Below are 15,595 nucleotides of genomic sequence, written 5' to 3'. Positions count from 1 at the left end.
GTCACGACAGCACCTCCGCGATCTCGTCGACGCGGATGCGGCGACCGGTGTAGAACGGGATCTCCTCGCGCACGTGCAGCCGGGCATCCGTCTGCCGTAGATGGCGCATGAGGTCGACGAGGTCGACGAGTTCCGGTGCCTCGAGCGGCAGGATCCACTCGTAGTCGCCGAGCGCGAAGGCCGCGACGGTGTTGGCCAGCACCTGCGGGTACTCGGAACCCTTGCGTCCGTGGTCGGCGAGCATCGCCTTGCGCTCATCGTCGGGCAGCAGGTACCACTCGTAGGAGCGCACGAAGGGGTAAACGGTGAGCCAGGCCTCCGGCTCCTTGCCGCGGAGGAACGCGGGCACGTGGCTGCGCGTGAACTCGGCCTCGCGGTGCACTCCCATCGCGTTCCACGTGGGGAGCAGGCTCTTCAGGGGCTCGCTGCGACGCAGTTCGCGGAGTGCCCACTGCAGCGTCTCGGGCTTCTCGCCGTGCATCCAGATCATGAGGTCGGCATCCGCCCGCATGGATGACACGTCGTAGAACCCGCGGATTGTGACCCCCGCAGCCTCGACCGCCGCGATCGCGGGGGCTAGATCACCCGTACCTGCCGGGGTGGCGCCATCCCTGCGCAAAACTGCCCACAACGTGTAGCCGAGCGCTTCGTCTGTCATCGTTCCATCCTCGCACTCTCTACACGCTGTAGAAAATACGCGCCGTAGAAAACTAGACGGTTCGGGCCGCTTCGACCAGCTTTCGCGCCGCGCGTTCGGCGGCCTTCAGTTTCTGCGCGGACAGCGCGACCGATCCGTATCCAGCATCGGTCTTTATGCCCAACAGCGTCGTGAGAGAGGTTTCGAGCGAGGGCTCAGCTTGTCTTAGCAACTTTCGAGCTTCGTCGTGACTCTGGCCCGATGCGTGTCCGTCGCTTTGCGCATCCGGCCCTCCCGCGTGTTGGCGGTGCACTCGATGGTCCTCATCGTGACCCACCCACAACACGTCTCAGCCAGAGGGGATCTCCCGTGATGCGGACGCCGTCACGGAGGATATCCCTCAGTACGGTCTCGCGCACACGCTCCGAAACCTCTGACCCATCCATCCAGAGCGTTCGCACATCGTTTCCCGTCCACCTCGAAGCCTTGTGTTCCAAGACCGTCACGTTCTCGAACCAGCTGTCGTCGGTGAGTCCTTCTGGGCGAACGAGGAAGAGGTCGATGTCGCTTGTCGCCTTCATGTCCTGGCGCGCTGCCGAGCCGAACACGGCTCCGTACAGGGGCGGTCGATTCCAACTCTCCACCTCGAGTGTGAGACGCGAGAGGAAGGTCTCCCACTGCCGGGCGATGGCTATGACGGCGTCGGAGGCGAGATGGTCCAGGTTCAGACGGAATCGATGCCCCTGGGTGTCTGCCTCACGCTCGACGATGCCCTGTTCGACAAGTCGATTCAGGACGAGTCGTACCCCCTCCTGGGATCGGGTGCCGGCGATCCGCGCCACCGCAGCCGAGGTGTGCCAGGCCTGGGGGGCGCGCGCGACGACCTGAAGCACGTCCCCATCGGCGCTGGGAGTGATCACAGCGAATGGGTTCTGAAACTGCATGGTGCCTCCCAGAATAGTTGGTGGTCACCAAATTTAGTTGGTGACCACCAAAAAAACTAGTGGCCGTGCCCCTGCTTCCAGTAGCCGCAGAAGGTGACGTGCGACTTCGGGACGCCGCGTTCGGAGACCGCCCAGCGTCGCAGTCCCGTCGCGAGGGCGGACTCGCCGACCACAAAAACGTAGGGGGTGCCTGCGGGCAGCGAGAGCGCCTTCGCAGTGTCAAGCGCGAGAGTCCCGGGCTTCGCGTCGCCCTCTCGCGCGACCCAGCGCACCGTGACACCGTCGGGCGCGTCGGTCGGTTGCTGGTCGGCGAGGTCGGGCACCTCGATGACGGCATGGCCCGTGGCCTCCCTCGGCAGGTCGCGCAGCACACTCGCAACGGCGGGCAGTCCGGTCTCGTCGGCGACGAGCAGCACGTAGTCGGATGCCACGCCCTTCCACCCGCACCCCTGGTCGATGAACGCCACCCTCTCGCCGGGTTCCACTGCGGCCGACCACGGGCCAGCGACACCCTCCGTGCCGTGCACCACGAAGTCGATGTCGAGCTCGGGGCCCTCCGGCCGGAACGCTCGCACGGTGTAGTTACGGATGACCGGACGGGTGGTCTTCGGCAGCATGAGGAACTTGAGATACCCGCGGGTGTCGACGCGGCTCGGCAGGTTGTCGAACCGGGTCGAGTCGTCGACGGGGAGCGCGAGCCGGAACCACTGGTCGAATCCGCGGTACTCGAACCGCCGCAGATCGTCGCCCGTCAAGGTGACGCGTACGAAGTTCGGCGAGATGCGCTGGCTTCGCAGCACTTCGGCGTGGATGACTCCCGTCTCTGCGTGGGTGATCGTGATGTTCGTCATGAGTTCTCCAGTAGCGTTCGCGCGGTTCGCTCCGCGTGCGCGACGATGCCCGCGATGCCGGAGCCACCGACGGTCTCGCCGACCACGATGTGGTCCGTCGGGGTCGTGAGGGCCGCTGGCCGGGTCCACGTCACGCGGGCGAAGTCGAGGATCGACGCGGGTGGAAGCTCCGCTGCGAGGAGAGCCTCGGCATCCGTGCGCGCCGACTCGGCAAGGTTGTCGGGTTCATCGTCATACGACAGGCGCAGCACGTGTTTGCCCTCCGCACGATCGCGCAGCCATGGCCACTTCGCCGTCGAATGCGTGAGTGCGCGTGCACGGATGCCTCGTGCCCCTCGAGCGACGAGCACCCCCGTACCTCGGGGTGCTGCATCCAACCACGGCGCATCGACGACGAGGGTGGCGACGGTCACGTCCCGCCCATCGACGGGCGCCACCACGCCGGGAGCAGCAACGATGACCGTGCCGGAGAGGCCAGCGAGTGAGGTCACCTCGTGCCCCAACTCGACCGCGACACCGAGCCTGTCGAGGTCGGAGGCGAGCGCCGACACGAGCCGGTGCACCCCGCCCTCGATCCCTTCCACGGCCGAGCCGGCGGGCGCGGCATCACGCAGTGAGCGCACGGCTGCCGCGAGCGAGCCCTGCAGACCATAAGCCTGACGAAGTCCGGCTACTCGGTCGATGGGGAGGTCGTCCGGATGAATCGAGTACACGCCGTGGACGACGGGCGCGACGAGTCGCTCGAGCACACCGGCCCCCATCCGACGCCGCACGAGCTGGCCGACGGTGAGCGATTTCCGCGCCCACAGCGCGGGGATGAGCGAATCGAGCTGGGCGCGGAACGCGGCCGCTCCACCGACGGCGGTGATGACGTCGGCCGCGAGCGGCGTCCCCGGGATGCCGAGGAGCGCGGCATCGGGTAGGGGCACGGCCTCGCCGGAGACTGGCTGCAACCACGCGCTGAGAGCCGCGGGGGCAACAACACGATCGCCGAGCCCGAGCTCAGCCGCGAGCGTTCGAACCGTGCCGCCTCGGGTGGCGAAACTCTCGGCACCGGCATCGAGTTGAAGGCCGCCTACGGTGTGGCTCGCCACGGTGCCGCCCAGCCGGTCGGACGCTTCGAGCAGTGTCACCGTACGCCCGGCAAGCGCGAGTAGGCGTGCGACAACAAGCCCACCGATGCCGCCGCCGACAACGGTGACGTCAGTCACGGGAACTCATCGTGAGTGCACCAGTTCCACGATGCGCGTGAGCACGTCGGGGTCGGTCTCGGGCGGCACGCCGTGCCCGAGGTTGACGACGTGCGACGGTGCGAGCATCCCGCGGTCGAGCACGTCGAGCACGTGCGCCTCCAGCACGGGCAAGGGAGCACCGAGGAGTGCCGGGTCGAGGTTGCCCTGGAGGGGAACACCCCCGCCGAGCCGCCGCTCGGCTTCGTCGAGGGGGATGCGCCAATCGACCCCCATGACGTCAACGCCGATCGCGTGCATGGCGTGCAGGAGTTCCCCGCTGCCGACACCGAAGTGCACACGCGGCACGTCGAGGCCGCGGAGATGGGACAGGGCACGCTTCGAGTGCGGCGCGACCCTGCGCACGTACTGCTGCTCGCTCAGCGACCCCACCCACGAGTCGAAGAGTTGGACGGCGGATGCACCGGCGAGCACCTGGGCTCGCAGAAACTGCCCTGTCACATCGGCGCACCAGTTCAGCAGCGCCGCCCACGTGTGGGGGTCCGAGTACATGAGGGTGCGCGTGCGCAGCTGATCCTTGGACGGCCCGCCCTCGACGAGGTACGACGCGAGTGTGTATGGCGCCCCCGCGAATCCGATGAGGGGGGTCGAGCCAAGCTGGGCGACGGTGAGTTCCACGGCGCGGGTGATGGGTTCCAGCGCGGCCGGATCGAGCGGTCGCAGCGCGAGAACGTCGGCTGCGGTGCGGATCGGATGCTCGACCACGGGTCCACGACCCGGAACGATCTCGACCCCGACGCCGGCGAGCTTCACGGGGATGACGATGTCGCTGAAGAAGATGCCGGCATCCACTCCGTGCCTGCGTACGGGCTGGAGTGTGATCTCGCTCGCGAGTTCTGGCGTCAGGCACGCATCGAGCATCGCGGTGCCGACCCGCAGCTCGCGGTACTCGGGTAGCGAGCGCCCGGCTTGACGCATGAACCACACGGGTGTGACCTCGGGGCGCTCCCCGCGATAGGCCCGGACGAGCCGTGATTCGGCGGTTCGGCCGTCGTTGAGGGGGTGCTGGGCTGGGAGGTTCACGGTTCCAGAGTAACGCTAGACCGCTCTGCTTAATTAGGTTAGGCTCCCCTAACATGCCCACCGAAAGGACCCTTGTGACCCGCCTCCGCCCCACCGCGATCGTCGCCATCAGCGCCGTTGCGCTCACTCTCGCCGCGTGCTCCACGACCGACAACGAGCAGCAACAGGCCGCCTCCGACGGAGTCTTCCCCGTCACAATCGAGCACGTCTACGGCACGACGACGATCGACGCGAAACCGGAGCGTGTTGCCTCCGTCGCCTGGGCCAACCACGAGGTTCCGCTCGCCCTCGGTATCGTGCCGGTCGGCATGAGCAAGGCAACGTGGGGGGATGACGACAACGACGGTGTGCTGCCGTGGGTCGAGGACAAGCTCGAGGAGCTGGGCGCCGAGACACCGGTGCTCTTCGACGAGACCGACGGCATCGACTTCGAAGCTGTCGCCGACACCGACCCGGACGTCATCCTCGCCTCCTACTCCGGCATCACTCAGGAGGAGTACGACACCCTGTCGAAGATCGCGCCCGTCGTCGCCTACCCCGACGTGGCCTGGGGCACGTCCATGGACGACATGATCCGCATGAACTCGACAGCTCTCGGGCTCGAAAGCGAGGGCGAGGCGCTCATCGAGGAGCTCGACACGCAGATCGACGACGCGCTCGCCGGGCATCCGGAACTCGCCGACGCCAAGGTGCTGTTCTCCTACCTCGACCCCTCCGACCTCAGTCAGATCGGGTTCTACACGAGCCACGACACGCGCCCGGGATTCCTCGAGGAAATCGGACTCCCCGCGCCCGAGATCGTGACCGAGGAGTCCGCCGGCACCGACGAGTTCTACGTGACCGTCAGCTCCGAGGCCGCCGACCGATTCGCCGACGTCGACGTGTTCGTGACCTACGGGGATGCGGATGGCGCGATCATCACGCAGCTCCAGGCCGACCCGCTTCTGCGCACCATCCCCGCCATCGCGGAAGGACGCATTGCGGTGCTCGAGAACTCCGCACCGCTCGCCGCTTCGGCCAACCCGTCACCGCTGTCGATCGGGTGGGGCATCGACGAGTACTTCGCGACGCTCTCGGAGCCCCTCACCGCGTCGTGACCACCGCCACCATCACCCCGGGCTCACCGGCCCACACGCTCCAGCGAACTCGGCTGGTGCGCCTGGGGTGGCTCGCTGTCGCGCTCGGCGTGCTCGCGGTGCTGTGTGTTGCATCCCTCGCCTTTGGCGCGCGGGATGTCTCGTGGGATGAGATCGTGGGCGGCCTCTCCGGCAGCACGTCGGGAATTGGAGAGTCCGCGGTGGTCAAGCGTGTCCCGCGCACGGTGCTCGCGATCATCGTCGGTGCTGCCCTCGCGCTTGCTGGTGCGAGCATCCAGGCCGTGACGCGGAATCCTCTCGCCGACCCGGGCATCCTCGGAGTGTCGTCGGGAGCAGCCCTCGCCGTGGTCATCGGTATCGCCTTCGCCGGGCTCAGCGAGCCCTACACGATGGTCGCCGTCGCGATCCTCGGCGCCGCCGTGGCCTCCGCGGGTGTGTACACGGTCGGCTCGTTGGGCCGGGGAGGGGCTACACCGCTCAAACTCACCCTCGCAGGGGCCGCGACATCCGCAGCGCTCAGTTCGCTCGTCACCGCGATCCTCCTACCGCGCGTCGACGTGCTCACGCTCTATCAGTTCTGGCAGATCGGGGGCGTCGGCGGAGCGGACTGGGGGCGCATCGGAGTTGTCGCGCCGATCCTCGCACTCGGAGCGGTGCTGTGCCTGATCAGTTCGCGCGGCATGACCGTGCTCGCGCTCGGCGACGACCTCGCGGCGGGACTCGGCGAGCGCGTCGGGCGCACCCGCCTCGTCGGAGCGATCGGGGCGATCCTGCTGTGCGGCACCGCGACCGCCGTCGCTGGCCCCATCGGATTTGTCGGTCTCGTTGTTCCTCACGTGTGCCGTCTCATCGTCGGCACCGACTACCGCTGGCTGCTGCCGTTTTCGGCAATCGGTGGAGCAGCACTCCTCGTGGCAGCGGACGTTCTCGGTCGTGTCATTGCGCGGCCGGAAGAGATCCAGGTCGGCATCATCACGGCCGTCATCGGGGCACCCTTCTTCATCTGGATCGTCCGCCGGCAGCGGGTGCGCGAACTATGACCGCCGTGAGCATCCTCCGTGAGGGTCGCACCCGGCGACTCCGTCGGCAGCGCATCCTTCTCGCGATCGCTGCCCTTGCCGTAGTCGTGGTGTTCGCCACGACCCTCATGGTCGGGGACACCGTGTATCCGCTCTCCGACGTGATCGCCGTCCTGGTGGGAGTCGATGCGCCCGGCGCCTTCACGATCGGTGAACTACGCCTCCCCCGCGCGACCCTCGGCCTCCTGGCTGGCGTGAGCTTCGGGATGGCCGGCGTGAGCTTCCAGACGCTTCTGCGCAACCCGCTCGCCTCGCCCGACGTGATCGGCATCACGGCGGGAGCCAGCGCCGCCGGTGTAGTGGGGATCGTGGTCCTCGGTTTCAGCGAAACCCAAGTGTCGTTGCTCGCGCTCGCAGCGGCGCTCCTCACGGCGGGCGCCATCTACCTGCTCTCCCACCGCGGCGAGTTCTCGGGCATCCGTCTCATCCTCATCGGTATTGGCATTGCCGCCATGCTCGACAGCCTCGTTGCCTACGTGCTCTCGCGGGCCGCGCAGTGGAACCTCCAGGTGGCCATGCAGTGGCTCACGGGAAGCCTCAACGGAGCCGGCTGGTCGCGTGTGCTGCCCGTGGCGATCGCTTGTGTTCTCGCGGTTCCCGTGCTCATCGCGCTGCAGCGACCGCTCGGAGCCCTGAGGCTCGGCGACGACTCCGCGGCATCCCTCGGCGTGGGTGTTCAGCGCACGCGGCTGGCGCTCATCGTCACCGCGGTCTGCCTGCTCGCCGTGGCGACAGCCTCAACGGGCCCTATAGCGTTCGTCGCGTTTATGTCCGGGCCGATCGCGGCACGAATCTGGGGTGCAGGGGCGAACCTGCTGCTCCCCGCGGGTGCCATCGGCGCACTGCTCGTGCTGTGCGCCGACCTCATCGGCCAGTTCGCCCTCGACAACCGATACCCCGTCGGCGTCATCACGGGCGCGCTCGGTGCGCCGTACCTCATCTACCTGCTCATCAGAATGAATCGCAAGGGAAGCACGATATGACGACCCACCGCACCCTCACCGCCGAGGGACTCACCCTCGCCTACGGGGACCGCACGGTCATCGACGCGCTCGACTACGACGTCGCGAGCGGGCGCATCACCGCAATCGTGGGGGCCAACGGATGCGGCAAGTCCACACTGCTGCGTTCGCTCGCGCGACTCCTCGCGCCCGCCAGCGGCCGGGTGCTCCTCGACGGAAAGGACCCGCGCTCCCTCCCCACGCGCGAGGTTGCCCGCATCGTGGGGCTCCTGCCGCAGAACCCCACGGCTCCCGAAGGCATCGTGGTGTCCGACCTCGTCGGCCGCGGCCGCCACCCGCACCAGGGCGCCCTCGCCCGCTGGAGCGCCGACGACTACGCCGCCGTTGCCGACGCCCTCGAGGCAACGGACATCCTCGACCTCGCCGAACGCCCCGTCGACGAGCTCTCCGGTGGGCAGCGGCAGCGAGCGTGGATCGCTATGGCGCTCGCCCAGCACACCGACATCCTGTTGCTCGACGAGCCGACGACGTTCCTCGATGTCGCCCACCAGGTCGAGGTGCTCGATCTGCTCATCGACCTCAATCGCGATCGCGGGACCACCATCGTGATGGTGCTGCACGACCTCAACCTCGCCGCGCGATACGCGGACGAACTCGTTGTGCTGAAGGACGGCAGCATCCTCGCGACCGGCGCGCCACGCGACATCATCTCCGCCGAGCTCGTGCGCGAAGCGTTCGGTCTCGAATGCTCGATCATCACCGACCCCGTATCGGGCGACCCGCTCGTGATCCCCGCTGGAAGGCACCATGCCCGTTGACACCGTCTCCCCGTTCCTTCTCGCGCGCGCGGTTGTTCGCGCGGTCGACCGTGTCTCGCCGAGCTTCGTGCGCATCACGTTCGGAGGCGACGAGATCGCCGAGCTGGGCACCCCCGGTTTCGTCTTCGATCAGCGCATCAAACTGATCTTCCCCAGCCCGGGCGCCCCGTTGCCGACCCTCGAGGCGGCAGGCGACGAGTGGTACCAACGCTGGCTTGAGCTGCCAGAGCACACCCGCGGTGCCATGCGCACCTACTCGATCCGCCACCTCCGCGCGGATGCCACGGCCACCGAACTCGTCGTCGATTTTGTACTCCACCTCGACCCGAACGGAACCGGGCCTGCCTCGTTGTGGGCGAGCTCGGCCAGACCCGGAGACGATGTGCTCGTCCTGGGTCCCCGCCGCGGACGCACGGATGGCGGAGGCATCGAGTTCGATCCGGGTGAGGCGGGCAGCATCCTGCTCGCGGGCGACGAAACGGCGGCGCCGGCTATCGCGCGCATCCTCGAGGACTCCCCTGCCGAGACCACGGGTCACGCGTTCATCGAGGTTCCCGAGGCGGGCGACATCCTGCCGATCGTGTTGCCGCGGGGCGTGGAGGTGACCTGGTTGCCGCGTTTCGGGCGTGAGCACGGGTCTGCGCTCATTCCCGCCGTGCTCGGGCATCTCGGTGCAGCCTCCGTCGCGGCCATCGACGAAGCCCCGCCCGTCGGCGACGAGCTCCTGTGGGAGACCCCCACCTTCTCCGGGCTCGGCGAGGAGACCGTGTCGGTTGCCATTCATGCGGACCGCTACTTCTGGATCGCGGGCGAGAGCGGTGTCGTCACGACGCTGCGACGGCACCTCGTGAAGGGTCTGGGAATCGACCGCGGCCAGGTCGCCTTCATGGGGTACTGGCGCCGCGGGGTCGCCATGCGCGCCTGAGAGCACCCCGGAAGCGGGGTTACCATGGGTCAGTGCTTCTGTGTCTGAGCTCCCACCACCAGAACGCATCCTTCGACCTCCTCGACCGCCTCTCGACGGTGGCAGAGCAGACGACGATTGATCTCGTCGCGGCCACAGACTTCGTGAGCGGCGCTGTGGTGCTCGCCACGTGCAACCGGTTCGAGGCCTACCTCGACATCGATGAGCCACTCACGGCGGCGACCGCCGTCGCGAGCATGTCGCTCCTCGAGGCACTGAGCGATGCGAGTGGGATTCCGCTGCCCGAGTTGCGGGCATCCGTGCAGGTCCACGAGGGAACGGATGTCGCGGCTCACCTCTTCGCGGTGACCTCGGGCCTCGAATCCGTCGTCGTCGGCGAAGACGAGATCGCGGGCCAGGTTGCCGGAGCCCTCTCGCGTGCCCGGCGGGACCGCACAACCAGTCGTGACCTGGAGCGACTGTTCCAGCGCGCGACCCACACCAGTCGCGGCGTCAAAAACCGCACCGCGGTCGGGGGTGCCGGGCGCTCGCTCGTGCGCCTCGCGCTCGAACTCGCGTCCAGCCGCATCGACGACTGGTCGCGTATGCGGGTGCTCCTCGTGGGCACGGGACAGTACGCGGCGACCACGGTCGCGGCCCTCCGGCAGCACGGTGCGGAGGACATCCGCGTGCACTCGCCGAGTGGCCGTGGGGCTCCGTTCGCCGCGAAGTACGGCCTCACCGTGAGCGACGACTTCGAGGTGGACGTCATCATCACGTGCACCGCCGACATCGTGCTCGGCGTCGATCGCTTCCCGGGTCGTGGCCAGCGCCTCGTGATCGACCTGGGCCTGCCACGCAATATCGACCCCGCCGTCGCCTTCCTGCCGGGGGTCGAGATGCTCGACCTCGAGACCATCAGCCTCCACGCCCCCCTCGAACAACTCACCGCGCACGACGACGCGCGGGCGATGGTGCGGGATGCCGCACACCAGTTCGCCGCCGACACGGCCGCCGAACCCGCCGTTGTTGCCTTGCGCACCCACATCTTCGACGTGCTCGAGGACGAGGTAGCTCGCGCCGCGTCACCTGAAGTGGAGCGGGCGCTCAAACACTTCGCGAGTGTGCTCGTGCACGGTCCGTCCGTACGAGCACGAGAACTCGCCGCGGAGGGAAGGCTCGACGAGTTCGAGGCCGGACTCGCAGCGGTCTTCGACGTGCGGCCCGCCGTGACATCCGTCATCGATACGCAAGAGCACTCCGCCTAACCCTCACCCCTCCGTGAGGTGCCCACTTCGGTGGGTCTCAGGCGATTTGCACCCACCGAACTGGGCACCTCACGGGCGTCTGCGCTTGCCGAACCAGCTCGCTACCGCGCGAATGACGGGGTTGTTCGCGAGCGACAGCAGCAGGGGCAACTGACGCATCTGCTCGCCAACACCGGGGAACCGCAGCAGTCGACGCACCGGCACGGTCGCGACCATGTCGAAGAGGTTGCCGCCGAGTTCGTTCGCGTTCTCCGCTCGGCGCATGGCGAAGGACAGCACGGGCCCCGTCACCGGATGCTCGATCAACTCGCTCACACGCGAATCCAGTGACAACCGCCGAGGAGGGGGCGCTGGCAACCGAACGTCGGCGCGCAGGGCAATGTCGCGAGCGTTGTGCCCGATCTCCACCGAGTACTGGCCACCGGGCACGAGCCAACCACCCGTGAGGGTGTCCCAGTAGGCGAAGCTTCGCGAATCCAACACGAAGTCGACGACGGCCGACTCCCCGGGCCCGAGCGTCACCTTCTCGAAGCCCTTGAGTTCACGGCGCGGGCGAGAGACGTGCGATGGCGCCGGAGCTACGTACAGCTGGACGACATGGCTGCCCGCGCGATCACCCGTGTTGGTGACACGAACCGACGCCGAACTGCGTGTCGCGACGAGGTCGCTGAACTCGAAATCGGTGTAGCCGAGCCCGAACCCGAACGGGTAGCGCACGGCGACCTCGGCGCTCTCGTAGTAGCGGTAGCCGACGAAGACCCCCTCGCCGTAGCGCACGACGTCGTTCTCGCCCGGGAAGTTGAGGTAACTCGGGTTGTCCTGAAGGCGGAACGGGATGCTCTCCGCGAGGCGACCCGAGGGTGCGGCCACCCCGAACAGCACGTCGGCTACCGCCGGGCCTCCGGCCTGCCCGAGGAGCCAGCCCTCCACGATGGACGCTACCGAGTCGTGCCACGGCTCCACCGTGACGACGCCGCCGTTGCTCAACACGACCACCGTGTTGGCGGTGGCTGCCGCGACAGCAGCGATGAGCGCGAGTTGGTCGGCCGGCAGATCGAGGTGGTCGCGATCGAACCCTTCTGACTCCTCCATGGGCGGGAGCCCGATGAAGAGCACAGCGACGTCGGCGTCCCGGGCGGAACGGACGGCATCCTCGATGAGACTGGTGTTGTCACGCTCGTCGAGGTAGTAACCGGGTGAGAAGGTGACGTCCGCGAGTTGCTCCATGGCGGGCAGCGCAGCCTCGACATTTGTGGGGTTCACCTGGGAGCTTCCCGCGCCCTGAAACCGGGGAGTGCGTGCGAATTCGCCGATGACGGCAACGCGTGTGCCGGGGCGAAGCGGCAGCAGTCCTCGCTCGTTGCGCAGCAGCACGATCGATTCGATCGCGGCATCCCGTGCCAGCCTCTGCCGTTCGGCGAGCGAGAGGTGGTCGCCGCGGTGGCCGCGGGAGTGCACGTGCTCGACGAGTGAGCTCAGCCGGGCGACGGCACGGTCGAGTACCGACTCATCGAGCTCGCCCGACCGCACGGCGGCCAGGATCGCGTCACGCGAATCGCGTTGGGGGCCGGGCATCTCGAGGTCGAGTCCAGCCTCGAGAGCGGGCACCGCGTTGTCGACGGCACCCCAATCGGAGAGCACGAGCCCGTCGAAACCCCACTCCTCGCGGAGGAGTTCGGTGAGCAGCCAGTAATTCTCCGCCGCGGCGACACCGTTGACGCGGTTGTACGAGCACATCACCGTCGCGGGCTTCTCCGTTCGCACGATGTGCTCGAAGGCCGGCAGGTAGATCTCGCGCAGGGTTCGGTCGTCGACCTCCGCGCTCACCGTCATGCGCGCGGTCTCCTGGTTGTTGGCCGCGAAGTGTTTGACGGATGCGCCAACGCCGAGGGACTGCGCGCCCCTCACCCACGCGGCGCCGAGCTGGCCGCTGACGTAGGGGTCCTCGGAGAAGTACTCGAAGTTGCGGCCGCACAGTGGCGAACGTTTGATGTTGACACCCGGCCCCAGCACAAGATCGACACCCTGCTCGATCGCCTCGTCGGCGATGGCCCGGGCGACCCGCTCGGTGAGCGACCTGTTCCAACTGGACCCGAGTCCCACCGCTGGTGGGTAGCAGGTCGCAGGGAGGCTCGCGCCGATGCCCAGGTTGTCCGCGGTCTCGCGTTGAGTCCGAAGCCCGTGCGGCCCGTCACCCATGACGATGGGAGGGATGCCCGGAGCCGACGCCGTCGTCCAGTAGCCGTTGCCCACGACGAGGGCAGCTTTCTGCTCGAGCGTGAGCCGCGTCATCCCGCTACTGTACGACGCCCCAACACCACACGAGCCGCGGGGACCGGTCTCCCGATCACCGCGGCTCGTGTGCGCTGTGTTGCGTGCGTTAGTTGGCGGATGCCTTGCGACGCAGGATGACCAGGCCGAGGCCGGTCAGGACGACGAGCGCTCCGGCCCAACCGATACCCACCGAGGCGGCAGCACCGGTGAAGGCAAGCTGCTCGGGGGTCTTCGGAATGAGCGGGAAGCCACAACCGCTGGCAGGCTCCTCGAAGGTCAACACGATCGGCTCGTCGATCCACGCCTCATTGAGGGTGTCCTCCGGGTTCGTCGGGTAGGCCTCGAGCGTGACCGTGGATGCCTCGGTCACCGGGTAGGTGCCCTGCGGGTACTCGGTTCCGTTGACCGTCCACGACACGTCACCGAACTCGGCACCGATCGTGAAGCTGCCGTCCGTGTCACACGTGAGCGGCTCGTAGTCGAACGACGGAAGCACATCGGCGAGGGTCGGAACACAGTCGACCGCAGCATCCACCGCAGTAAACGTCCACGCGTGCGAGGTTCCGGTCCAGTAGTCAGGCTCCGGGTTGACCGACTCGAGCGTGTAGCCGTTCAGGGCCGTCGCCGTTACCTCGTGCTCGCCGGCGGTCACCGAGGTGAACTCGGCCGTGACGATTTCACCGTCGATACGGAACTCCACGTTCGGGTTCAGCTCGACACGGATCCAGCTCGTGAGGTCGGTCGCACCGTTCGGGGTGCAGGTCGAGGCCGACGGGTCGGTCACGACAATGGCACAACCCTCCTCGGAGATCTCCTCGGGCAGCGGGGCGCGGTACGTCGTCACCGACTCACCCTCGACCCACTCACCCCAACCCCACTCGAGCGTCTCAGTGTTGAACACCGGCTCGGCGGTGAACGTCGTCGTGACGATCGTCACCTGGGTGTCGCCACACTCGAAGGATGCCACCGGACGCTGCTCGACCTTGGGCTCCGGCTTCTCGAACGTCGGGCACGGCTCGATCACCAGATTGAACGTCTCACCAGCAGCAGTCACGGTGTACGTCCCACCGGCCGGGAGCACGTTGGGAGCCTCAACCGTGACGCTCTCACCAGCGGGGACGGTGCGGTCGTAGACGCCCGCGAAGCCCTGGAGAGAGAACGTGACGGGCACGTTGCTGTCGGTGTTGTCGTAGGTGATCGAGACGGTGCGGTTACCCGCGGTGCCGTCCTCGAAGTAGGCGCACTGTCCGACGACCTTGGTCACATCGGGAGCCGTGTAGCACTCCTCGTCCTCACCGGTGAGGTCGGCGCCGGGTGTTCCGACAACACTTCCCGGCTTGATGCCCGACTCATCGGCACCCCACGTGAGGGTGATGGGGTCCATCGAGCGCGGCGTGGTGATCGTCGAGTAACCGGGAGTCGCCGAGTGCGTGAGGCCGTTGTAGGTCACGACGATGGTCTCGTCCGACGGGTTGAAGACACGCCACGTGTTGTCAGGGTCGACCGCACACTCGGGTACGTACGTGATGGTGATGGCCACCGAGACGTCGTCGCAGACGCCCCCGGTCTTCGGCCCTTGCAGTGTTCCCGAGAAGGTCTTCGTCGAGTTGCCGTCGGCGAACAGGTGTCCGGGGTTGGCGGTCGCGACGATCGAGTAGCTGTTGCCGTTGATGACCGGCGTGCCCCACGTCGCGTTGACGATGGCGCCCGGAACCAGGCTCGAACCCTGCTCACACGTCGGGGTGGTGGTGCTCACCTCGGCGGAAGCATCCTTCGGGAGCTCGCCACACGTGACCTCACCCTGCCAGTGGTAGTTGGTGCCGCCGACCTGCACCCACACCACCTTGTATTGACCGATGTTCGCTGGCCAGTTGGGGTGCTGGGCGTAGACGAAGGACTGCGTGCCCGACCACGTTCCGGTGTTGTTGTGGAAGTTGAGGGTGACCTCGTTGGCGAAGTTCACGCCGTACTTGATGCGGACGTTCACGTCATTCGCCTGGCCCGCGGGGATGCCAGACGGGTAGGTGACGGTGAGCGACTCGCACGTCGGGGCGGGGTACTCCCAGTTCCAGTTGAAGCAGTCCGCAGGGAAGCTCGAGAACGTGACGTTCGAGGTGTGGGACACGGTGTTGCCCTGGCGGAACCACTTGACGGTGATGGTCGTGTTCACCGGCGAGTTCGAGGTCACCGTCTGAGTGAACGTGTTCTTGATCGAGTTGCTGTTGCCGTAGTTCGGGTTCGCCGCAAGTTTTGTACCTGTGGGAATCGCGGTGTTGTTGGAGGAGGTCACCTCCCCCTCGAAGTTCTCGGAGTTGATCACGGTCCACGTGATCGTCCAGCCGCCTTCGGTCTTACAGTCGGCTTTCGCGGACAGGTCGGTGTGGTGTGCAGACGCGGGAGCCGCCACCGCGACGACCGAGAGGCCGAAAGCGATGAGCAGGGTCGTCACGACGGCGAGGAACTTCTTCAGCACGGGTGAACTCCTGGG

The 15,595-nt window shown here is 67.4% G+C and carries 13 protein-coding genes; 6 read left to right on the top strand and 7 right to left on the bottom strand.

All coding sequences use genetic code 11. The annotated features are described in order from the left end of the window. Position 1: 1 nt before the first annotated feature. From hemQ to hemE, 5 genes are all read right to left on the bottom strand, one after another. Positions 2–658, bottom strand: a complete 657-nt coding sequence (gene hemQ, locus LH407_RS07875) for a hydrogen peroxide-dependent heme synthase (protein ID WP_322134539.1) — start codon at positions 656–658, stop codon at positions 2–4. A 302-nt stretch (positions 659–960) separates the two neighbouring features. After that, positions 961–1,557, bottom strand: coding sequence for a nucleotidyltransferase domain-containing protein (locus tag LH407_RS07870; RefSeq protein WP_322135010.1), 597 nt, complete (start codon positions 1,555–1,557; stop codon positions 961–963). A gap of 80 nt (positions 1,558–1,637) precedes the next feature. Next, complete coding sequence (locus tag LH407_RS07865; protein ID WP_322134541.1) at positions 1,638–2,432, bottom strand: siderophore-interacting protein; 795 nt, start codon at positions 2,430–2,432, stop codon at positions 1,638–1,640. Then, positions 2,429–3,643, bottom strand: a complete 1,215-nt coding sequence (locus LH407_RS07860) for a protoporphyrinogen/coproporphyrinogen oxidase (RefSeq protein WP_322134542.1) — start codon at positions 3,641–3,643, stop codon at positions 2,429–2,431. Before LH407_RS07860 ends, LH407_RS07865 begins: the two co-directional genes overlap by 4 nt. Before the next feature lie 6 nt (positions 3,644–3,649). Then, positions 3,650–4,705 carry a uroporphyrinogen decarboxylase gene (gene hemE / locus LH407_RS07855; RefSeq protein WP_322134543.1) on the bottom strand — a complete coding sequence of 352 codons (1,056 nt, stop codon included), beginning with the start codon at positions 4,703–4,705 and terminating at the stop codon, positions 3,650–3,652. Positions 4,706–4,758: 53 nt separating this feature from the next. On the opposite strand from hemE, the gene LH407_RS07850 reads away from it, so the two are divergent. The 6 genes from LH407_RS07850 to LH407_RS07825 are packed head-to-tail and all read left to right on the top strand — an operon-like array spanning position 4,759 to position 10,833. After that, positions 4,759–5,802 (top strand): iron-siderophore ABC transporter substrate-binding protein, encoded by a 1,044-nt coding sequence (locus LH407_RS07850; protein ID WP_322134544.1) that lies wholly within the window; start codon positions 4,759–4,761, stop codon positions 5,800–5,802. Further along, positions 5,799–6,842, top strand: a complete 1,044-nt coding sequence (locus tag LH407_RS07845; RefSeq protein WP_322134545.1) for a FecCD family ABC transporter permease — start codon at positions 5,799–5,801, stop codon at positions 6,840–6,842. The genes LH407_RS07850 and LH407_RS07845 overlap by 4 nt, the downstream gene beginning before the upstream one ends. Continuing rightward, on the top strand, positions 6,839–7,864 hold the full coding sequence (locus LH407_RS07840) for a FecCD family ABC transporter permease (protein ID WP_322134546.1): 1,026 nt from the start codon (positions 6,839–6,841) through the stop codon (positions 7,862–7,864). The genes LH407_RS07845 and LH407_RS07840 overlap by 4 nt, the downstream gene beginning before the upstream one ends. Continuing rightward, positions 7,861–8,661, top strand: a complete 801-nt coding sequence (locus LH407_RS07835) for an ABC transporter ATP-binding protein (protein WP_322134547.1) — start codon at positions 7,861–7,863, stop codon at positions 8,659–8,661. Before LH407_RS07840 ends, LH407_RS07835 begins: the two co-directional genes overlap by 4 nt. After that, positions 8,651–9,586: a siderophore-interacting protein gene (locus LH407_RS07830; RefSeq protein WP_322134548.1), complete on the top strand. Its 936-nt coding sequence runs from the start codon at positions 8,651–8,653 to the stop codon at positions 9,584–9,586. The genes LH407_RS07835 and LH407_RS07830 overlap by 11 nt, the downstream gene beginning before the upstream one ends. A 32-nt stretch (positions 9,587–9,618) precedes the next feature. Then, a complete protein-coding gene (locus LH407_RS07825) occupies positions 9,619–10,833 on the top strand; it encodes a glutamyl-tRNA reductase (protein ID WP_322134549.1) in 1,215 nt (404 codons plus the stop codon). 69 nt (positions 10,834–10,902) lie between these two features. Here the strand turns inward: LH407_RS07825 and LH407_RS07820 are convergent, their stop codons facing one another. Both LH407_RS07820 and LH407_RS07815 read right to left on the bottom strand, forming a co-directional pair. Beyond that, complete coding sequence (locus LH407_RS07820) at positions 10,903–13,125, bottom strand: glycoside hydrolase family 3 C-terminal domain-containing protein (RefSeq protein WP_322134550.1); 2,223 nt, start codon at positions 13,123–13,125, stop codon at positions 10,903–10,905. Between the two features lie 88 nt (positions 13,126–13,213). Further along, the gene (locus LH407_RS07815; protein ID WP_322134551.1) at positions 13,214–15,580 is read right to left on the bottom strand and encodes a hypothetical protein; all 2,367 of its coding nucleotides are present in this window, start codon (positions 15,578–15,580) and stop codon (positions 13,214–13,216) included. Between the last annotated feature and the right edge of the window lie 15 nt (positions 15,581–15,595).

Source organism: Antiquaquibacter oligotrophicus (assembly GCF_020535405.1).
GTDB classification, from domain to species: domain Bacteria; phylum Actinomycetota; class Actinomycetes; order Actinomycetales; family Microbacteriaceae; genus Rhodoglobus; species Rhodoglobus oligotrophicus.
Note: the sequence above shows the minus strand (reverse complement) of the source record. Positions and strands in the feature narration are given on the sequence as shown.